The organism is Ferrovibrio sp. (genome assembly GCF_017994015.1).
Taxonomy (GTDB): Bacteria; Pseudomonadota; Alphaproteobacteria; order Ferrovibrionales; family Ferrovibrionaceae; genus Ferrovibrio.
Map to the genome: position 1 here is coordinate 16293 of NZ_JAGOLP010000008.1, position 20051 is coordinate 36343.

The 20051-nt window shown below is 62.1% G+C and carries 21 protein-coding genes; 18 read left to right on the forward strand and 3 right to left on the reverse strand.

Annotated elements, in window-relative coordinates:
- The first annotated feature begins 17 nt into the window (after window positions 1–17).
- Window positions 18–1508 carry a glutamate--tRNA ligase gene (gltX, locus tag KBB36_RS06660; RefSeq protein ID WP_290978187.1) on the forward strand — a complete coding sequence of 497 codons (1491 nt, stop codon included), beginning with the start codon at window positions 18–20 and terminating at the stop codon, window positions 1506–1508.
- Here the strand turns inward: gltX and pcaQ are convergent, their stop codons facing one another.
- On the reverse strand, window positions 1509–2426 hold the full coding sequence (gene pcaQ / locus KBB36_RS06665; protein ID WP_290978188.1) for a pca operon transcription factor PcaQ: 918 nt from the start codon (window positions 2424–2426) through the stop codon (window positions 1509–1511). It lies immediately after the preceding gene.
- 112 nt (window positions 2427–2538) lie between these two features.
- Here pcaQ and pcaC point away from each other — a divergent pair, with 112 nt between their 5' ends.
- Genes pcaC through pcaD form a run of 5 tightly spaced genes read left to right on the forward strand, consistent with a single transcriptional unit; the run spans window position 2539 to window position 6457 of the window.
- Window positions 2539–2934, forward strand: a complete 396-nt coding sequence (pcaC, locus tag KBB36_RS06670; RefSeq protein WP_290978189.1) for a 4-carboxymuconolactone decarboxylase — start codon at window positions 2539–2541, stop codon at window positions 2932–2934.
- 3 nt (window positions 2935–2937) lie between these two features.
- On the forward strand, window positions 2938–3684 hold the full coding sequence (pcaH, locus tag KBB36_RS06675; protein WP_290978190.1) for a protocatechuate 3,4-dioxygenase subunit beta: 747 nt from the start codon (window positions 2938–2940) through the stop codon (window positions 3682–3684).
- Complete coding sequence (gene pcaG / locus KBB36_RS06680; RefSeq protein WP_366933173.1) at window positions 3684–4307, forward strand: protocatechuate 3,4-dioxygenase subunit alpha; 624 nt, start codon at window positions 3684–3686, stop codon at window positions 4305–4307. Before pcaH ends, pcaG begins: the two co-directional genes overlap by 1 nt.
- Before the next feature lie 18 nt (window positions 4308–4325).
- Window positions 4326–5675, forward strand: a complete 1350-nt coding sequence (locus tag KBB36_RS06685; RefSeq protein ID WP_290978192.1) for a 3-carboxy-cis,cis-muconate cycloisomerase — start codon at window positions 4326–4328, stop codon at window positions 5673–5675.
- An 11-nt stretch (window positions 5676–5686) separates the two neighbouring features.
- Window positions 5687–6457 (forward strand): 3-oxoadipate enol-lactonase, encoded by a 771-nt coding sequence (gene pcaD, locus KBB36_RS06690; RefSeq protein ID WP_290978193.1) that lies wholly within the window; start codon window positions 5687–5689, stop codon window positions 6455–6457.
- Here pcaD and KBB36_RS06695 read toward each other — a convergent pair.
- Together KBB36_RS06695 and KBB36_RS06700 are read right to left on the reverse strand one after the other, a co-directional pair.
- On the reverse strand, window positions 6447–7058 hold the full coding sequence (locus tag KBB36_RS06695; RefSeq protein WP_290978194.1) for a pyridoxamine 5'-phosphate oxidase family protein: 612 nt from the start codon (window positions 7056–7058) through the stop codon (window positions 6447–6449). The two genes, pcaD and KBB36_RS06695, sit on opposite strands and share 11 nt — an antisense overlap.
- Window positions 7059–7088: 30 nt before the next feature.
- Window positions 7089–7745, reverse strand: coding sequence for a TetR/AcrR family transcriptional regulator (locus KBB36_RS06700; protein ID WP_290978195.1), 657 nt, complete (start codon window positions 7743–7745; stop codon window positions 7089–7091).
- A gap of 153 nt (window positions 7746–7898) precedes the next feature.
- Between KBB36_RS06700 and KBB36_RS06705 the strand changes: the two genes are divergently transcribed.
- From KBB36_RS06705 to KBB36_RS06760, 12 genes are read left to right on the forward strand one after another with little or no spacing between them, the layout of a single operon-like run.
- Window positions 7899–8726 (forward strand): FAD binding domain-containing protein, encoded by an 828-nt coding sequence (locus KBB36_RS06705; protein WP_290978196.1) that lies wholly within the window; start codon window positions 7899–7901, stop codon window positions 8724–8726.
- A gap of 2 nt (window positions 8727–8728) precedes the next feature.
- Window positions 8729–9214: a (2Fe-2S)-binding protein gene (locus KBB36_RS06710; protein WP_290978197.1), complete on the forward strand. Its 486-nt coding sequence runs from the start codon at window positions 8729–8731 to the stop codon at window positions 9212–9214.
- On the forward strand, window positions 9211–11619 hold the full coding sequence (locus tag KBB36_RS06715; protein ID WP_290978198.1) for a xanthine dehydrogenase family protein molybdopterin-binding subunit: 2409 nt from the start codon (window positions 9211–9213) through the stop codon (window positions 11617–11619). Before KBB36_RS06710 ends, KBB36_RS06715 begins: the two co-directional genes overlap by 4 nt.
- A gap of 38 nt (window positions 11620–11657) precedes the next feature.
- Window positions 11658–12929 carry an ABC transporter substrate-binding protein gene (locus KBB36_RS06720; protein ID WP_290978199.1) on the forward strand — a complete coding sequence of 424 codons (1272 nt, stop codon included), beginning with the start codon at window positions 11658–11660 and terminating at the stop codon, window positions 12927–12929.
- Window positions 12930–12967: 38 nt separating this feature from the next.
- Window positions 12968–13852 carry a branched-chain amino acid ABC transporter permease gene (locus KBB36_RS06725; protein WP_290978200.1) on the forward strand — a complete coding sequence of 295 codons (885 nt, stop codon included), beginning with the start codon at window positions 12968–12970 and terminating at the stop codon, window positions 13850–13852.
- Window positions 13853–13856: 4 nt separating this feature from the next.
- Window positions 13857–14825 carry a branched-chain amino acid ABC transporter permease gene (locus KBB36_RS06730; protein ID WP_290978201.1) on the forward strand — a complete coding sequence of 323 codons (969 nt, stop codon included), beginning with the start codon at window positions 13857–13859 and terminating at the stop codon, window positions 14823–14825.
- Window positions 14825–15589, forward strand: a complete 765-nt coding sequence (locus KBB36_RS06735; protein WP_290978202.1) for an ABC transporter ATP-binding protein — start codon at window positions 14825–14827, stop codon at window positions 15587–15589. Before KBB36_RS06730 ends, KBB36_RS06735 begins: the two co-directional genes overlap by 1 nt.
- Window positions 15576–16280, forward strand: coding sequence for an ABC transporter ATP-binding protein (locus tag KBB36_RS06740; RefSeq protein WP_290978203.1), 705 nt, complete (start codon window positions 15576–15578; stop codon window positions 16278–16280). Before KBB36_RS06735 ends, KBB36_RS06740 begins: the two co-directional genes overlap by 14 nt.
- Window positions 16281–16291: 11 nt before the next feature.
- Window positions 16292–16726, forward strand: coding sequence for a VOC family protein (locus KBB36_RS06745; protein ID WP_290978204.1), 435 nt, complete (start codon window positions 16292–16294; stop codon window positions 16724–16726).
- A gap of 2 nt (window positions 16727–16728) precedes the next feature.
- A complete protein-coding gene (locus KBB36_RS06750; RefSeq protein ID WP_290978205.1) occupies window positions 16729–17946 on the forward strand; it encodes an FAD binding domain-containing protein in 1218 nt (405 codons plus the stop codon).
- Between the two features lie 54 nt (window positions 17947–18000).
- Window positions 18001–19500, forward strand: a complete 1500-nt coding sequence (locus tag KBB36_RS06755) for an AMP-binding protein (RefSeq protein ID WP_290978206.1) — start codon at window positions 18001–18003, stop codon at window positions 19498–19500.
- 32 nt (window positions 19501–19532) lie between these two features.
- The gene (locus KBB36_RS06760; RefSeq protein WP_290978207.1) at window positions 19533–20012 is read left to right on the forward strand and encodes an ureidoglycolate lyase; all 480 of its coding nucleotides are present in this window, start codon (window positions 19533–19535) and stop codon (window positions 20010–20012) included.
- The last annotated feature ends 39 nt before the right edge of the window (window positions 20013–20051 follow it).

Here is a 20051-nt window from a genome sequence, read left to right on the forward strand (position 1 = left end):
CTTGAGGATTTTCAGCCATGACCGTTCGTACCCGCGTTGCCCCATCGCCCACCGGCGATCCGCATGTCGGCACGGCCTATATCGCGCTTATCAACTATTGCTTCGCCAAGAAGCATGGCGGGCAGTTTCTGCTGCGTATCGAGGATACCGACCGGGCGCGTTCCACCGCCGAATCCGAGCGCGTGATCCTGGAAGCGTTGCGCTGGATGGGCCTGACCTGGGATGAAGGCCCGGATGTGGGCGGCCCGCATGGCCCCTATCGCCAGAGCGAACGCGCCGCCGTCTATGCCGAGCATTGCAATCATCTGCTCGACAAGGGTCATGCCTTCCGCTGTTTCTGCACATCGGAGACGCTGGATTTGATGCGCGAGGAGCAGCGCAAACGTGGCGAGCAGCCGCGCTATGATGGCCGCTGCCAGCATCTCAGCCCGGCCGAGGTGAGCGCCAAGCTGGCAGCCAATGAGCCGCATGTGGTGCGCATGAAGGTGCCGACCGAAGGCGTCTGTGTGATCAATGACATGCGCCGCGGCCCGATCGAGATTGAATGGTCCAAGGTCGATATGCAGGTGCTGATGAAGTCGGATGGCCTGCCGACCTATCACCTCGCCAATGTGGTGGACGACCACCTGATGCAAATCACCCATGTGATGCGTGGCGAGGAATGGATTTCCTCGGCGCCGAAGCACAAGCTGCTCTATGACTATTTCGGCTGGCAGATGCCGCAGATCTGCCATCTGCCGCTGCTGCGTAACCCGGATCGCAGCAAATTGTCGAAGCGCAAGAATCCCACTGGTATCCTGTTCTACCAGCGTATGGGCTATCTGCCCGAGGCATTGCTGAACTTCCTCGGCCTGCTCACCATGTCGGTGGCCGAAGGCGACGAGATGCGCAGCCTGGAGCAACTGGTGGAGCAGTTCGATCCGGCGAATATCTCGCTCGGCGGCCCGGTTTTCGACCAGGACAAGCTGAACTGGCTCAACAGCCGCTATATCCGCGAAACGCTGACGCCGGAGCAATTGATCCAGCGTGTTGCCGCCTGGGCTTTCCAGCCAGAGCGGCAAATGGCCATCGCCAAGCTGGCGCAAACCCGCATCACCCGGTTGTCCGATCTTGGCATGCTGGCGGCCTATCTGTTTGCCGGCGTGCTGGATACGCCGGAAGCGGCCTTGCGCGACAACAAGCTGAACGAGCTGCAATTGCGCCAGGCCTTCCATTTTGCCCTGGCCGAATTCGACAAGCTGGCGGCCTGGGATACGGCGTCGATTGACAAGACCCTGCGTCTGGTCGCCGACAAAACTGGTGTAAAATTCCGCGACTTGGTGCGGCCATTCTATGTTGCCATTGCCGGCAGCGCACAATCGCTGCCGCTGTTTGACAGTATGGAACTGCTCGGCCGCGACGTGGTGCGCGAACGCCTGCGCCGCTCGCTGGCCGTTGTTGGCGGTGTGTCGGCCAAGGAAGCCAAGGAATGGGCCAAGCTGCTGGCAGCGGAAGCCGTCGAGGAGTAATCAGCGCAGGTCGGCGGCGAGGCGCCTGAGCGCCTCGCGCAGCCGGTTCATGGCGCCGCGCGGCACCACATCGAAGCGTGTAGTGATGCCCACCGCGCCGGTCGGCCGGTCGATGCTGACCGGCAGCAAGGCCAGATAACCTTCAGCCACATCATCCTGCACCACGCCGCGTGAGATGATCCACACTGCATCCGAGAGGCGGGTGTAGCGCCGCCCGAAGCTTGGCGACACGGTTTCGATTGTGTCTGGCAACATGGTCAGGCCCTGGCCCAGCATCAGCCGCTCCACATCCGGCCGGATGATTGATCCCGGCACCGGAAACAGCACGGTGAAGGCGGCGATATCATGCAGCGTCAGCGGATGGCGGTGTTGCAGCGGATGGCCCGGCCGCACCACAAACACGATCTCATCGGTATAAAGCGGCTCGAAGGCCAGGCCCTGCATCATCGCCGGATCGGATAGCCGCCCCACCACGATATCCAGCCCGCCTTCCTTGAGCCGGCCAAGCAAATAGTCATTGGGCCCGGTGAGCACACGAATGATGGCGGCCAGCCCCTCGGCCTTTGCCGCCAGCACGGCGGCCGGCACCAGTCGGGTGGCCACGGTGGGCAGGGCGCCGATGGCGATGATGGTGCCGCCATCGCGTTCGGCGCGGCTGACATTCTCCACCCCTTCATGCAGGGCGGCGAAGGCGGTGCTGGCATAACGGCGGAAAACTTCGCCATTGCCGGTCAGGAACACGCCGCGCCGGCTGCGTTCCAGCAGCGGCGAGCCAAGGATCGCCTCCAGTTCGGCAATTGCCTTGGAAACCGCCGGCTGGGTCAAGGCCAGGCTGCGCGCCGCCTTGCCGAAGCTTTTCTGCGCGGTCACTTCCAGGAAACAGGCAAGGTGGCGCAGCTTGATGCGCGGGTCCAGCATGGCTAGGCTTTTCCATATCGTTTTTGGTATGATTAAATGAAACAATATCATTTTACATTACCAATTTCGGCATGATACTTCGATCCTGACACAGATTTTCAGGAGGAAACCGATGGCGGAACTCAGCCGCTATGAGGCCGGGATGGCCGTGCGCCGCAAGGTGCTGGGCAATGCCCATGTTGACCGTGCCGAGGCTGCCAAGACGGATTTTGACATCGATTTCCAGCGTTTCATCACTGAGGGTGCCTGGGGTTCAGTCTGGTCGCGGCCGCACTGGACGCATCGTGAGCGCAGCCTGGTCACCATCGCCTTGCTGGCCGCGCTGGGCCACGATGAGGAAGTGGCGATGCATGTGCGCGCCACCGCCAATACCGGGGCGACGCCCGAAGATTTGCGCGAGGCCCTGCTACATGTGGCGGTGTATGCCGGCGTGCCGGCGGCCAACAGCGCCATCAAGATCGTTAAGAAGACGCTGGCCGAGATGGCAGCGGCGGAGAGGAAAGCCTAGGTCATGGACAAGGATTTGAATTTGGCAGATTTTGAGCAAAGCGGGCCGTTTTACGAGCGGGACAAGAGCATTCACCCGCCAGCCTTCACGCCAGGCTACAAGACCAGCTTCGCGCGCTCGCCGCGCCTGCCGTTGCTTTCATTGCAGCCAACCATATCGGAAATGACCGGGCCGCTCTTCGGGCAAAACGAGATCGGCTTGCTGGATAATGACCTGATCCGCAATTACGCCAAGACCGGTGAGCCGATTGGCGAACGCATCATTGTGCATGGCCAGGTGCTGGATGAGAATGCCAGGCCGGTGCCGAATATCCTGGTGGAATTCTGGCAGGCCAATGCCGGTGGCCGCTACCGCCATGCCAACGACACCTATATCGCGGCGATAGACCCGAATTTCGGCGGCTGCGGCCGCACCCTCACCGATGCCGAAGGGCGCTATTATTTCCGCACCATCAAGCCCGGCCCCTATCCGTGGCGCAATGGCGTGAATGACTGGCGGCCGGCGCATATCCATTTTTCGGTTTACGGCCAGGGCTTCATCCAGCGCCTGATCACCCAGATGTATTTTGAGGGCGATCCGCTGATCCCGCTTTGCGCCATGCTGGGCGGCATTCCCGATGCCGCGTCGCGTCAGCGCCTGGTGGCGCCGCTGGATTTGAATGCCTCGCTGCCGCTGGACAGTCTGGCCTATCGCTTTGACATTGTGCTGCGTGGCCGCCGCGCCACCTATTTTGAGAATAAGGGCGCCTGATCATGGTGAATTATTTGAAGGAAACTGCGTCGCAGACCGGCGGTCCCTATGTGCATATCGGCCTGATCCCGCGCCAGGCCGGTTTTGACATTTTCCAGAACAACTTCACCAATGTGGTGGCGCCGCCGGGCGTACCGGGCGAGCGTATTGTAATCGAGGGCCAGGTGCTGGATGGCACTGGCGCCCAGGTGAAGGATGCGCTGCTTGAAATCTGGCAGGCCGATGCCGCAGGCCGTTATAGCCATCCGCATGATGGCGGTGTGAACCCGGATTTTCGTGGCTGGGGCCGTGCCGGCACCGATTTCAAGACCGGGCTGTATCGTTTCGAAACGATCAAGCCGGGTGCCATCGCTGATGCGGGCGGCTTCTGGAAAGGCCGCGCCATGGCGCCGCATGTGACATTGTGGATTGCTGCCCGCGGTATCAATATCGGCCTGCATACCCGGCTGTATTTTGCCGATGAGGCAGAAGCCAATGCCAAGGACCCGGTGCTGAATCTGGTGGAGAATCCCGAGCGGCGCAAAACACTGCTGGCCGAGCGTTCGGATCGCGACGGTATGGCGGTTTATCGCTTCGACATCCGCCTGCAAGGCCTGGGCGAAACAGTGTTCTTCGATGCCTGAAACAGGCATCATCTCCGTATGACAAACGATCCGCTCGACAGTTTGTTTGTAGCGCCGGATATGGCGGCGGTGTTTGCGCCGTCCACCCGGCTGCAAGCCATGCTGGATGTGGAAGCCGCGCTGGCGCGGGCCGAGGCGGCCTGTGGCGTGATTCCGAAAGCCGCCGTGAAACCCATCATGCAGGCTTGCGATGTGGCGCTGTATGATGGCGCGGCGCTAGGCCGTGCCGGGCGCCAGGCCGGCAATCTGGCGATCCCGCTGGTGGCGGCGCTCACCGCCCAGGTGGCGCAGGCGGCGCCCAAGGCCGCTGCCTGGGTGCATTGGGGTGCCACCAGCCAGGATATCATCGATAGCGGCCTGATGCTGCAATTGAAGGTGGCGCTGGCCCTGTTTGAACGCGACATGGTGCAGCTTGATACGGCATTGGCCGGGCTGGTGCGGCAGCATCGCCGCGCTGTGATGCCGGGCCGCACCTGGCTGCAACAGGCAGTGCCGGTCAGCTTTGGCCTCAAGGCGGCGGGCTGGCTTGGTGCCTTGCGGCGGGATCGCAGCCGCCTGCGGGAAATGGCGCCGCGCCTGCTGGTGCTGCAATTCGGCGGCGCTGCCGGCACGCTGGCTTCGTTGGGTGCGGATGGATCAAAGGTTGCCGAAAAACTGGCGCAGGAACTTGGCCTCGGCCTGCCGGCGATGCCCTGGCATGCCCAGCGCGACCGTGTTGTTGAACTCGGCGCCTGGGCCGGCCTGCTGACCGGCAATCTGGGCAAGATGGCGCGTGATATCGCATTGTTGATGCAGACCGAAGTGGCGGAAGTGTTTGAACCGGCGGCGCCCGGCAAGGGCGGCTCTTCGGCCATGCCGCAGAAGCGCAATCCGGTGGCCTGCGCCGCTACATTGGCGGCAGCAACCCGTGTGCCGGGCCTGGTGGCGACGCTGTTTTCGGCCATGCCGCAGGAGCAGGAGCGCGGCCTGGGCGGCTGGCAGGCGGAATGGCAGGTATTGCCTGAATTGCTGTGTCTGGCTGCCGGGGCGCTGGTGCTGATGGCTGAAACCATCGAGGGGCTGGATGTGGATACCAGCCGCATGCGCGCCAATCTTGATCTAACCCGTGGCCTGGTGATGGCCGAGGCGGTGGCGCTGGAGCTTGGCCGCAGCTTGGGCAAGGCAGTTGCGCATAAGCTGGTGGCCGAAGCCAGCCGCCGTGCCGTGGCCGAGGCGCGGCCGTTGCGCGATGTGCTGGCGGAACTGCCGGAAGCCGCCGGGTTGCTGGATGCGGCTTCGCTCAAGCGCCTGTTTGATCCGGCGCAGTATCTTGGCGCCACGCAGCATTTCATCGCAGCGGTGCTGCGCGACAAGCCAAAAGGACGCTGAGCATGCCTTATATGGAATTACCCGATGCCAGCCTGCATTACCGGCTTGATGGTCCGGACGCTGCGCCGGTATTGCTGCTGTCCAATTCGCTTGGCACGGATTTGTCGCTCTGGGAGCCGCAGATGGCAGCGCTGACGCGCCATCTGCGCGTGCTGCGCTATGATACACGCGGCCATGGCGGCTCGTCGGTATCGCCCGGGCCTTATACGCTGGATCAGCTAGGGCGGGATGCCGTGGCTTTGCTGGATAGCCTGGGCATAATGCAGGCCCATATTGCCGGCGTTTCGCTGGGCGGCATGACTGCGCTTTGGCTCGCCAGCCATGCACCAGAGCGGGTGCTGAAAATCGCGCCCTGCTTCACCTCGGCCCATATCGGCAATCCAGAAATCTGGAACCAGCGCATTGCCAATGTGGCAGCCAATGGCATGGCGGCGGTGGTGGAGGGAGTGCTGGAGCGCTGGTTTACGGCCGAGTACCGCGCGGCTGCACCGGATGTGATGGCGCGGTTTCGCCATATGCTGCTGGGCATGCCACCGGCGGGCTATGCGGCGGCCAGTGCAGCGGTGCGCGACATGGATTTGCGCGACGCCTTGAGCCGCATCACGGCGCCGACCCTGGTGATTGCCGGGCGCGGCGACATGGCCACGCCGCCGGCGCATGGCGAGGCGATAGCCGCCGGCATCAATGGCGCCAGGATCGAACTGGTGGATGCGGCCCATATCGGCAATGTCGAGGCCGCTGTGGCGGTGACGCCGCTGCTGCTGGAATTTTTCACCACATAGAGGCTTGGGCGCGCTCCGGCCAGGCCTTGTCATAGGGCTCGCCGCCAACCCGGCCAGCGGTGATTTCAGCCAGGATCTGCCCGGCGGTGGGCAGGCTGGCCGGATCAACATGGCGTGCCGGATTCCACAATTCCGAACGCATGATGGCGCGGGCGCATTGGAAATACACGCTCTCGATCCGGATCACCGCCACTGAACGCGGCGCCTTTTCCTCCACCGCAAAACTTTCCAGCAGGCCGGCTTCGATGCTGATCTGGGCGCGGCCATTGACGCGCAGGGTGGTGCCTGAGCCGGGGATCAGGAAAAGCAGGCCAACACGTGGGTCGCGCACGATGTTGCGCAACGAATCCATCCGGTTGTTGCCGCGCCGGTCAGGCAGCAGCAAGGTGCGTTCATCCTGGATGCGGACAAAGCCCGGCTTGTCGCCGCGCGGCGAGGCATCCAGGCCTTCCGGCCCGGCGGTGCCCAGGATGACAAAGGGCGAGGCTTCAATAAAGCTGCGGTAATGCGGCGTGATATAGTCGACCTCTTTGGCGGTCGAGGTTTCCTGCGCCACGCCATAGAGCGCTTCAAGCTGCTCCACTGAAGTGATGATGCTCATGCGATCCTCCGATGGCGCCAGCTTACGCGGTTAGCCTGCCGAGGCAAGCACCTGCTGCAGGATCGGCTTCAGGCCGCCGATAAAGGTATCGATCTTTGCATCGATGGTCGGTTCCACATCGGGTGGCACATCCAGGCCATAAATGTATTTGCGGATGCCGTCATAGATGATCGAGCCATGCAGGCCCCAGTAAAGCTCCAGTTCGGCATCGCCCACTTGCAGCTTGTCGATGCCGGGCAGGCCAAATTCATGCCGCATTTCGGCGCAGAGCGGCAGGAAGATATGTTCGCGCACCAGCTTCAGATAGCGCCGGTTGAAACCGACATTGCGCATGCCGGCCTGGAAGAAGATGCGCATCCATTCGTAGTTCACGATCACCGGATAATATTCGTGATAGAAGCGCTTCAGCCGGTCGGGTAAAGGCTGGGTGCGATCCTTGATCCAATCCTCCCAGATTGGCTTCCAGCGCGTCAGGTATACTTCCTCATAAACCCGGTCGATCAGATCCTGCTTGGTCGGGAAATAGCGGTAGAGCAGCGGCTGGGTCACACCCAGGCGCTTGGCCAGTTCGCGGGTCTGGCCATCAAAGCCGACTTCGGCAAAGAAGCGGATGGCTTCCTGCACAATCTGCTTTTCGCGCTCTTCGGGCGACAGGCGCAGGCGCTTCGACTGCTTGGCGGTGTTCATGAACCTGACTCCGGCAAAACGAGACGTAATTAGCAAGTGATAAATTAACTTGACTCGTTCAGGCCGGCTTGCCTAGTTTATTGCTACAGGGCCAGCAGCCCGAATTCGGTAACCCGTGAACTACATACACAACGGGGCCAGAGGAGGAAACCGGTGAAAGCGCCGTCTTTCGGCTATGTCAAAGCGCGCGATTTGGGGCATGTCTTCGATCTGCTCGAACAGCATGGCGAAGAAGCCAAGCTGTTGGCGGGCGGCCAGAGCCTGATGCCCTCGCTCAATCTGCGCCTGTCCAGCCCAGCCATCCTGATCGACCTGAATGCCGTGCCTGATCTTGGCGGCATCACGGAAACCCCCACCAGCCTGCTGATCGGCGCCATGACGCGCCATGTTGAGCTGGAAGGCTCAAGCCTGCTGGCGCGGCACGCGCCGCTGGTTGCCGCCGCCATGCCGCATATCGCACACCCGGCGATCCGCAATCGCGGCACCATCGGTGGCAGTATTAGCTTTGCCGATCCGGCCGCCGAATTGCCGGCCTGCATGGTGGCGCTGAATGCCACGCTGGTGGTACAGGGCCGGGCGGGCGAACGCCGCATAGCTGCGGGCGATTTCTTCAAAGGCCTGTTCGAGACCGCTTTGCAGCCGGGTGAAATCCTGCGCAGCATCGAAATTCCCAAGGCCGGTGCCGATCACCGCTTCGCTTTTGACGAACTGGCGCGGCGCCATGGCGATTATGCCATGGTTGGCTTGGCTGCCGCCGGCAACGCGGCGGCCTTGCGGCTGGTTTATTTTGCTATTGGCGACCGTCCGGTTGCGGCCAGCCGGGCCGCCGGCCTGTTGCGTGGCGTCGATATCGAAGCTGCCGTGGCGGCCCTGGCCGATGATCTGGACCCGACCGGCGATTTGAATGGCAGCCCCGCCACCAAGCGGCATCTGGCCGGCGTGTTGTTGCGCCGCGCCGCACCAGCTTTGCTGAAGGCTTGAGCATGGATCAGCACGATATCTCTCTTACCGTGAACGGCCAGATGGTGCGGCGCCGGGTGGCGGCGCGGATGCATCTGGTGGATTTCCTGCGTATTGAACTGGGGCTGACTGGCTCGCATCTTGGCTGCGAGCATGGCGTTTGTGGTGCCTGCACTATCCGGGTGGACGGCGTGGCCCTGCGCGGCTGCCTGATGCTGGCGGTGCAGGCCGATGGCTGTGTGGTTGAAACCATCGAGGGCATGAGCGATAGCGGCGTCATTGCCGATATCCAGGAAGCCTTTCATCAGCGGAATGCGCTGCAATGCGGCTTCTGCACCCCGGGCATGCTGACTTCAGCGGCGGAATTGCTGGCGCGCAACCCTGATCCCAGCCGTGAGCAAATCCGCGAGCATATCTCGGGCAATTACTGCCGCTGCACCGGCTATCACGCCATTGTAGACGCTATCGCCGATGTGGCCGCCACGCGCCGCAAGGGGAATGCAGCATGAGCAATGAGAATAGCAACGCGCCGCTTTCCATCTTTGATCGGCCGAACAGCTATATCGGCCGCACCGTGCCGCGCCCGAATGCCAAGAAGCTGCTGCAAGGCCGCGGTACCTTCATCGACGATATCGTGCTGCCGCGCATGGCGCATGTGGTGTTTGTGCGCAGCCCGCATGCCCATGCCCGCATATTGAAGATAGACAGCGCCGCCGCGCAGGCGATGCCGGGCGTCATTGCTGTGGTGACCGGCGCGCAACTGGCCAAGGTTATCACGCCCTGGGTGGGTGTGCTGACGCATCTTAAGGGGCTGAAATCAGCACCGCAGCATGCCATTGCCATCGACCGCGCCTGCTGGCAGGGCGAGGCAGTGGCCGCCGTGGTGGCGGAAAGCCGCGCCCAGGCCGAGGATGCCGCCGAACTGGTGGCGGTGGATTATGAGGAGCTGCCCGCTGCGGTGGATATGGAAGTGGCACTGGAGCCGGATGCAGTGGTGATCCATCCAGAGCTGGGCGACAATCTGGCTTTCCGCCGTGAATTATTGGTTGGCGATCCCGATGCCGCCTTTGCGGCGGCGCATCTGGTGGTGGAGGAAACCTTCCATACCGGGCGGCATACCGGCGTTTGCCTGGAGCCGCGCGCCATGTTGGCGGATTATCAGCCGGGCGATGGCAAGCTGGTGGCCTATCATGCCACCCAGGCGCCGCACATGATCCAGAACCTGCTGGCCAAGCACCTGGATATGGCCGAGGCCGATGTGCGGGTGATCTGCAAGGATATCGGCGGCTCGTTTGGCATCAAGGTGCATGTCTATGCCGATGAAATGGCCACCGCAGCCCTGGCCAAGCTGCTCAAGCGGCCGGTGAAATTCATTGCCGACCGGCTCGAATCCTTTGTTACCGACATCCATGCCCGCGACCATCGCATCAAGGGCCGCATCGCCGTGTCGAAGGACGGCGATATTCTGGCCTTCGAGATCGACGACCGCACCGGCATCGGCCCTTATTCGGTCTATCCGCGCACCAGCGCCATCGAGGCCAATCAGGTGGTGAACCTGATTGGCGGCCCTTACAAGCACAAGAATTACCGTGCCAAGGCGGAGGTGGTGTTTCAGAACAAGAACGTGATGTGCCAGTATCGCGCCGTGGGCCATCCCATTGCCTGTGCCGTCACCGAGGGACTGGTTGACTTGGCGGCGCAGAAGCTGGGCATGGACCCGGCGGAGTTCCGCCGCCGCAACCTGATCCCGGATGACGCCTATCCCTATACCGGCCTGGCCGGCCTGCCCTATGAAAGCCTGTCGCATCACGCCGCCCTTGATAAGCTGCTGGCGATGATGGACTACCAGGGCCTGCGCGCCGAACAGGCGGAATTGCGCAAGCGCGGCATCCATCGCGGCATCGGCCTGGCCAGTTTCATTGAGGTGACCAATCCCTCGGCGGCTTTCTACGGCGTTGGTGGTGCGCGGATTTCCTCGCAGGATGGCTGCACCATCCGGCTCGATCCCACCGGCGTGATTACCTGCGCCACCGGCGTCACTGAGCAGGGCCAGGGCACCGAGGCGATCATTGCCCAGATAGCCGCCACGGCGGTGGGCGTGGATATTGCCAAGGTGCGCGTCATCACCGGCGATACCGAGATCACGCCCTATGGCGGCGGCACCTGGGCCTCACGCGGCGCCGGCATTGGCGGCGAAGCAGCATTGCAGGCCGGCAAGGCGCTGAAGCAGAATATCCTGACCGTGGCCGGCGCCATGTTGCAGGCGGCGCCGGAAACGCTGGATCTGCGCATGGGCCAGATTGTCGATGCCGCCAGTGGCGCCGAACGTCTGGCGCTCGAAGAACTGGGCCGCGTCGCCTATTACCGGCCTGACACCTTGCCGAAAGGCTTGCAGCCGGAATTCGTGGTGACGCGGCATTATGTACAGAAGGATTATCCCTTCGTCTTCACCAACGGCATCCAGGCCAGCTATCTGGAAGTGGATGTGGATACCGGCTTTGTCAAGCTGCTCAAACATTGGTGCGTTGAGGATTGCGGCACTGTGATCAATCCGCAGCTGGTTGACGAGCAGGTGCGTGGCGGTGTGGTGCAGGGCCTGGGCGCAGCCTTGTTCGAGGAATGCATCTACGACGACCGTGGCCAGATGGTGAATGGCTCGATGATCGACTACCTGGTGCCGATGGCGGGCGAGATGCCGGATATCCAGGTGGCGCATTGCGTATCACCAACACGCTCATCCGAGCTTGGTGCCAAGGGCGCTGGCGAAGCCGGCACAGCTGGTGCGCCTGCCGTGGTGATGAATGCCATCAACGACGCCTTGGCGCCGTTTAATACCAAGCTGCTGGCACAGCCTTTTACCCCCGAACGTATCCTGCGGGCACTGGGCCGGGTGCAGGCCGAGGCGGCCGAATAGTCAAAACCATAATCAACAAAAACCACGAGGAGGAAAGCATGTCCGAGAAGCAGAAAAACAAATCCGGGATCAGCCGTCGTCGCCTGCTGGCCGCGTCGGCTGGCGGTGCGGCCCTGGCGGGTTTCGGCCCCAGCCTGTTTAGCCCGACCCGCTTCAACATTGCGCGCGCCCAGGGCGGCCCGATCAAGATCGGCTTTCCCACCCCGCTGACCGGCGCCTTTGGTGCTGAAGCACAGGATCAGGTGCGCGCCGCCGAAATCGCCATCAAGGAATTCAACGATGCCGGCGGCTTCCAGGGCCGCATGGCTGAATTGCTGGTGCGCGACGACAAGCTCAATCCCGGCGAGGCGGCCACCCGCACGCTGGAACTGATCGAGAAGGACAAAGTGAACTATATCGTCGGCTCGCTTTCCGCCGCCGTGCAGCTCTCGATCAATAACGTCACCAAGGAACGTGGTGTCATCTTCAATTCGATCAGCCAGTCGGATGCCATCAACGAAGCCAAGGATTGGAGCAAGTATACCTTCCATGAGGCGCTCAATCCGCATATGACCGCCGGCGCCGTGGGCCGCTATGCCTTCAACAAATTCGGCAAGAAGGTGGTCTATCTCACCGCCGATTATGCCTATGGCCACGAAATGGTGCGTGGTTTCGAAACCGCCGGCAAGCCGCTGGGCGTGCAGACCCTGGCCGATATCCGCCACCCGATCGGCGCGGCGGATTACTCGGCCTTCCTGCCGCGTATCCAGTCGCTGCGCCCGGATATCCTCTGCATCTGCAATTTCGGCCGCGACCAGGTCAATTCGATCAAGCAGGCGACCGAATTCGGCATCAAGGAAAAGATCAAGATCATCGCCCCGGTGCTGCTCTACACTGCTCGCGTGGCCGGCGGTGCGGAAAGCTTCGAAGGCGTGGTCGGCGGCACCTCGTATTACTGGCGCCTGGAAGATACCGTGCCGACCGCCAAGGCGTTTAACGACAAGTTCCGTGCCGCCCATGGCGGCGCGGTGCCGTCGGATTACGGCGCGCTGGGTTATGCCGGCGTGCGTAGTGTGCTGGCGGCGGTGAAGAATGCCGGCACCACCGATACCGACAAGGTGATCGAGGCGATGCGCGCCCTGAAATACGATTTCTACAAGGGTGCGCAATATTATCGCGGCTGCGACCATCAGTCGGTGCAGTCGGTGCTGGTGATCGAATCGAAGAGCAAGGACCAGAAGGACAAGAACGACGTGTTCAACATCGTTTCGGTTGAAGCGCCGAGCGAGAACAATCTGCGTTCCTGCGCCGATCTCGGCCACAAGGCCTGATATGACAATGCCGAGCGCCGCATTCGGGGTGATCTGAGATGAGTGGTATAACCCTCGATCTGTTGTTGCTGCAAATCGTCACCGGTGTGGCGCTCGGCTCCATTTTTGTGTTGCTGGCAATCGGCCTGTCGCTGATTTTCGGCATGTTGACGGTGGTGAATTTTGCCCATGGCGCTTTTTTCATGGGCGGCGCCTATCTGGGGGTTTTCCTCTATGGCCTGACCAAGAATTTCTGGTTCTGCCTGGTGCTGGTGCCGCTGGGCGTGGGCTTGCTCGGCATGCTGGTCGAGCGTTTCCTGGTGCGGCCGCTTTATGGCCGCAATATCGACGATCCGTTGCTGCTCACATTCGGGCTTGGCTACATTTTCGTTGAAACCGTGCGCATTCTGTTTGGCCTCAACGGCATTCCGTTTGGCACGCCGGCCGGCTTGCGCGGGGCGGTGGATATCGGCATCGGCTATTTCCCGCTCTACCGGTTGTTCCTGATCGGCGCCACGGCGGTGTTGGTGCTGGGCCTGTGGTTGTTCATTGAGAAGACCAAATACGGCCTGATCATCCGCGCCGGTGCGCGCGATCCGGAAATTGTCCGCGTACTCGGCATCGATGTATCGAAAATCTGGCTGCTGGTCTTTGGCCTTGGCACCGGCATTGCCGGCCTGTCCGGCATCCTGGCGGCGCCGTTGCAGGCGGTGACGCCGGAAATGGGCATACCGGTATTGGCCGAGGCGTTTGTTGTCACCGTGGTTGGCGGCATGGGGTCGCTGGTTGGTGCGGTGGTGGCCGGCCTGCTGGTCGGCATCGTGGTGGCGATGACGTCGCTATTTGCGCCCGAGATGGCCAAGGTGTCGATCTTCGCGCTGATGGCATTGGTGCTGCTGGTGCGGCCGCAGGGCCTGTTCGGCCGCCCCGGCCTGATGAGCTGAAGCCATGCCCAATTTATCCTCCCTGATCCAGATCGGCAGTCGCCACCGTGTTGCCCTGGTCGCCGCTTGCCTGCTGATTTTCCCCTGGCTGATGCCTTATGAGGCATTGGCGGTGAATATCCTGATTCTCGGCCTCTATGCCCTCGGCTTCAATATCCTGTTTGGCTATACCGGGCTGCTGTCCTTCGGCCATGCCGCCTTCCTCGGTTCCGGCGCCTATGGCTGCGGCGTGGCCCTGGTGCATTTCGGCGTGCCGTGGTTCGGCGCCATCCTGATCGGCGTGCTGCTGTCGATCTTCTTCGCCGTGCTGATGGGTTTTCTGGCAATCCGCACCCGCGGCATCTATTTCGCCATGGTCACGCTGGCGCTGTCGCAATGCGTCTATTACCTGTTTTATCAGGCGGTCAGCCTTACCGGCGGCGAGAATGGCCTGCGTGGTATCAATCTTTCAAAGATCGGCATTCTCGGCTTTGAGGTGAATTTCCTCGATCCGACCGTGAAGTATTATGTCGTGCTGGCCTTTGTGCTGGTTGCTGTGTGGCTGTTCTCGCGGCTGCTGGCTTCGCCCTTTGGCGCTGTGCTGGAAGCGATCCGCGAAAACGAAAACCGTGCCCGCGCCTGTGGCTATGATGTGGCGCGCACCAAGTTTGTCGCCTTCGTCATTTCCGGCGCCTTCTGCGGCCTGGCCGGGGCGCTCAAGGCGCTGCATCTATCGATCGTACCGATTGAGACGCTGCATTACCTGACCTCGGGCCAGGTGGTGATGATGGCGCTGCTTGGCGGCATGGGTACTTTCTTTGGCCCGTTTGTCGGCGCTGCGGCCTTCCTGCTGCTGGAGGATGTGTTGACCGTGCTGACCCAGCATTGGCAACTTTTCCTGGGCGCCATCTTTGTCATCTTCGTGCTGTTCTTCCCGAAAGGCATCTGGGGTTCGCTGCTGGCCTGGGGCAGCAAGGGCGGGGGGCAACGCTGATGAGCGATATCATTCTCTCCACCGATGGCGTGTCGAAGTCGTTCGGCAAATTCCTGGCGCTCAACAATGTGTCGGTGGCGTTCGAACGTGGCAAACTTTCCGCCATCATCGGCCCCAACGGCGCCGGCAAGAGCACCTATTTCAATGTGCTGTCCGGTGCCTTCCCGCCCAGTGCCGGGCGGCTGACCTATGAGGGCCGCGATATCACCGGGCTGGCACAGCATGAATTCGCCCGGATCGGCATCGCCAAATCGTTTCAGATCACCAATGTGTTCCCCAAGCTCAGCGCATTTGAGAATGTGCGCGTGGCGGTGCAGGCGCGGCATGCGCGTTTTGGCCTATGGCGGCCGCGCCACGCCTATGAGGCAGTGAACGAACGGGCGCGGCAATTGCTGGCTCTGGTGGGCCTGGCGCACCATGCCGAGCGGCCAGCGCAGGATATGGCGCATGGCGAGCAACGTGCGCTGGAAATGGGCATGGCCCTGGCCGCCGAGCCGAAGCTGCTGCTGCTGGACGAGCCGACCGCTGGCATGTCGCCGGAGGAAACCCGCACCATGATGGATCTGATCCAGCGCCTGGCGCAGGATCGCACGGTGATCCTGGTGGAACACAAGATGAAGCTGGTGATGGGCATCTGCGAGCGGATCGTGGTGCTGCATCATGGCGAATTGCTGGCCGATGGCACTCCTGCGGAAGTGCAGAACAATGCGGATGTGAAGCGCGTCTATCTGGGCCAGGGGAAGTCTGCCGATGCTGCGGCTTGAGAATCTATCGGCCTGGTATGGCCCCAGCCACATCTTGCAGGGTGTCAGCCTGGAAGTGGGCAAGGGTGAGATTGTCACCCTGATCGGCCGCAATGGCGCCGGCAAGACCACCACCCTGCGCACCATCATGGGCTTGGTGCCGAAGCGGCAGGGCGTGGTGCAGTTTGATGGTGCCGAGATATTGCAGCAGCCGGCTCACACCCGGTTCCATCGGGGCTTGGCCTATGTGCCGGAAGAGCGCCGCATCGTGCCGGGGCTGACCGTGGAGGAGAATCTGCGCCTCGGCATCATTGCCGCGGCCAACCGGGCGGATGAGCGCCGCATGATCGATTTCATCGCCGAGACCTTTCCGCGCCTCAAGCAGCGCCTGGGCCAGGAAGCCATCACAATGTCGGGCGGTGAGCAGCAGATGCTGGCTATTGCGCGCGCCATGATGGCCAAGCCGAAGATGATCCTGCTGGACGAGCCATCGGAGGGTATCATGCCGATCCTGGTGGACGAGATGTTTGAGCTGTTCCGCCGCATGAAGGCGGAAGGCACGACGATTCTGTTGGTGGAGCAGAATGTGGAACTGGCGCTTGGTCTGTCAGACCGCGCCTATATCATGGACCAGGGCGTTATCGTGCATCACGACAGCGCCGCCAACCTGCTTGCCGACAAGGCGATGCAGGAACGCTACTGCGCCGTTTAAGGAGACAGGCCATGCCGATCGATAAGCTTGCGCATTACTCCATTCGCACCACCAACCTGGAAGCTTCGCGGGTGTTCTACACAGAAGTGCTTGGTTTCCGCGTTGGCTATCGCCCGCCCTTCGATTTTCCCGGCATCTGGCTCTATATGAGCGATGACGAGGCAGAATACGGCACGGTGCATATCATCGGCATTGATCCCAATGATCCGCAGGGTCTGATTGACTATCTCGGCGACAAGTCGCTCGACAGCCTGGTCGGCACCGGTACAGTGGATCACATCGCCTTCACCGCCACCGGCCTGGCCGAGATGCGGCGCAATCTGGCGCAGCGTAAGCTGGAGGTGCGTGAACGCACCGTGCCGTCACTGGGGCTGCATCAGGTGTTCCTCACTGATCCGTCTGGTGTCACCATTGAACTGAATTATCCGGCAGCGGAAGCGGCCTAGTCATGCGGCGCGCGCTGATCGCCGGCGGTTCTCTCGGCGGCCTGTTCGCCGCCAACATGCTGCATCGCGCCGGATGGGATGTCCTGGTGCTGGAGCGGGTCGGCAGCGCGCTATCCGGGCGCGGTGCCGGCATTGTCACGCATCCGGAATTGTTTGATTGCCTGCGCCAGGGCGGGGTTACGGTGGACGACAGCATCGGCGTGGCAGTCCCTGGCCGGGTGACTTTGGCACAGGATGGCAGCGTGGCCCAGGCCAGCGAGTTGCCGCAGATTCTGACCGCCTGGGGCCGGCTCTATCATCTGCTGAAGGATGCCTTGCCGGCGCATTGTTATCGCTTGGGTGCCGCCTTGCAGATGGTGGAGCAGGATGCGGCGGGTGTTACTGTGCGGTTGGCCGATGGCGGCAGCGAACGCGCCGAGTTGCTGGTGGCCGCCGATGGTTTCCGCTCCACGGTGCGGGCGCAGTTTCTGCCGGATTGCCGGCTGGATTATGCCGGCTATGTCGCCTGGCGCGGCCTGACCGATGAAGCGGCGCTCAGCACGGCCACGCATGCGGCGCTATTCGAGCGCTTTGCTTTCTGCCTGCCCCCCAGCGAGCAGATGCTGGGCTATCCGGTGGCCGGCGAACAGGATGAAGTGGCGCCGGGCTTGCGGCGTTTCAATTATGTCTGGTATCGCCCCGCCGATGCCGATACCACGTTGCGTGACATGCTGACCGATACGGAAGGCCGCTGCCATGCCGATGGTATTCCGCCGGGCCTGATCCGGCCGGATGTGCGCCAGCAGATGTTGCTGGATGCCAGCCGCGTGCTGGCGCCGCAATTCACTGAAGTGGTGCATAAGGCGAAACTGCCATTCTTTCAGCCGATCTTTGATCTGGAAGTGCCGCATATGGCCTTTGGCCGCGTGGCTTTGTTGGGCGATGCCGCCTTTGTGGTGCGCCCGCATTGTGGCATGGGCGTTACCAAGGCCGGCGCCGATGCGCTGGCGCTGGTGCAGGCGCTGGCGCGTGAACCGGATGTGGCGGCTGCCTTGCGCGGTTATGAGCAGCAGCGTGTGGCTTTCGGCCGTTTCATTGTTGGCCATGCGCGCCATCTTGGCGCTTACATGCAGGCGCAGCAGCGCACGCCCGAGGAACGCGAGATGGCCGAGCGTTATCGCAGCGTGGCGGCCGTGATGCGCGAAACCGCCGTGGCGCCGGCTTATCCCGCTTCCGCCTGAGGCCGGGGTCATATTACCCTGGTGCCAATAAAAAAGGCCCCGGGAGAAACGTAGATGAATATCGCTTCCATTCTTGGCAATGCGGCACGGCCCTTTGCCGACCGCCCGGCAGTGTTTCTGGGTGAAACCCCGCTTTGCAGCTATGCCGAATTGCATCGTCGGGCGGCCAGCATTGGCGGCTGGTTGCGTGAGCAGGGTATCGGCCCCGGTGCCTGCGTCGGGCTTTATATGAGCAATGTGCCGGCCTATTTCGAAATCCTGTTCGGGGTCTGGTTTGCCGGCGCCTGCGCAGTGCCGGTGAATGCCAAGCTGCATGCCAAGGAAGTGGCTTTCATCCTGGAGAATTGCGCTGCCCGGCTGGTCTTCGCCAGCGACGATCTGGCCGGCAATCTGAGTGGCGATTTTCGCGTCATCCGCCCCGGCCATGCCGAATATGCGCCGCTGCTGCGGGCCGATCCGCAGCCGATGGCCGAGGTGGCGCCGACTGACATGGCCTGGCTGTTCTATACTTCGGGCACCACCGGGCGGCCGAAAGGCGCCATGCTGACACATCGCAACCTGTTTGCCATGACGGTGAGTTTCCTGGCCGATATCGATCCGGTGGATGACCGTGATGCCTCGCTCTACCCGGCGCCGATCTCGCATGGCGCCGGCCTGCTGTCGCTGGCGCATTTTGTGCGCGGCGCAGCGCATGTGGTGCCGGAAAGCGGCGGTTTCGAGCCGCCGGAACTGATCCGCCTGTTGAATCGCTTCCCCGGTTCCTCGCTATTTGCCGCGCCCACCATGGTGAAGCGGCTGGTGGAATCGCCAGCCATCGGTGAGCTCAATACCGCGCATCTCGATCACATCTTCTATGGCGGCGGGCCGATGTATGTGGAAGATCTGAAACGTGCGCTGGATCGTCTCGGTCCTTGCCTGTGGCAGCTCTATGGCCAGGGTGAAGCACCCTGCACAATCTCTTATCTGCCCAAGCATCTGCATCTGGATACTGGCGATGGCCGGCTGGAGCAGCGCCTGGCATCTGCCGGCATTGCGCGCAGCGGCGTGGAAATGCGCGTGGTGGATGCCGAGGACCGCGATATGCCGTTAGGCCAGACCGGCGAGGTGATCGCACGCGGCGATGTGGTGATGGCCGGTTATTGGAATAATCCGGAGGCCAGCGCCAGCACCTTGCGTAATGGCTGGCTGCATACCGGTGATGTCGGTTCGCTGGACGAATATGGCTTCCTGACGTTGAAAGATCGCGTCAAGGACATGATCATTTCCGGCGGTTCGAATATCTATCCGCGTGAGGTGGAGGAGGTTTTGCTCACTCATCCTGCCGTGCTGGAAGTCAGCGTGATCGGCAAGCCGCATGCCGATTGGGGCGAGGAAGTGGTGGCCATCGTGGTGGCACGGCCGGGCCACAATTTGGGCGAGGCCGATCTGGATCAACTCTGCCTGGATAATATCGCCCGCTTCAAGCGCCCGAAGGCCTATCATTTCGTCGCGGCGCTGCCGAAGAATAATTATGGCAAGATCCTCAAGACCGAGTTGCGCAAACTCTATGGCTGAAACTGCGGTATAGAGTTTGCTAGGCTGATCGCATGATTACGCTCAAGCCCCGGCCGCTTAGCGCGGCGACCTTTGCCCCCTATGGTCATGTGGTAAGCATGCCGGCGGCGCCTGACCGCATCTATTTTGGCAACCTGATCGAGAATCGCCGGCCCGGGGTTGGTCTTGGCCTGTCCTGTAGCCGCGTGATCGGCGTGGCATTGCCTTGCCGGCTGACTTTGTTCGAGCGGCATGAATTCTCGGCCCAGGCTTTCCTGCCGATGGAGAATACCCGCTATCTGGTCACTGTATGCCCGGATGATGGCCAGGGCCGGCCCGACCCGGTTCGCGCCGAGGCTTTCATCGCGGCGCCGGACCAGGGCGTGGTTTATGCAGCCGGCACCTGGCATCACCCAATGACCGCGCTGAGCCCGGAGGGGCGCTTCACCGTGGTGATGTGGGCCAATAACGATGCCGCCGACGAGGAACTGGTGCCGCTGGAACTGGCGATGCAGGTTGGTTTGCCTGATTAAAAAATCGGCAAACTCTGCTGCGCCGGGATGTTTTGCTGA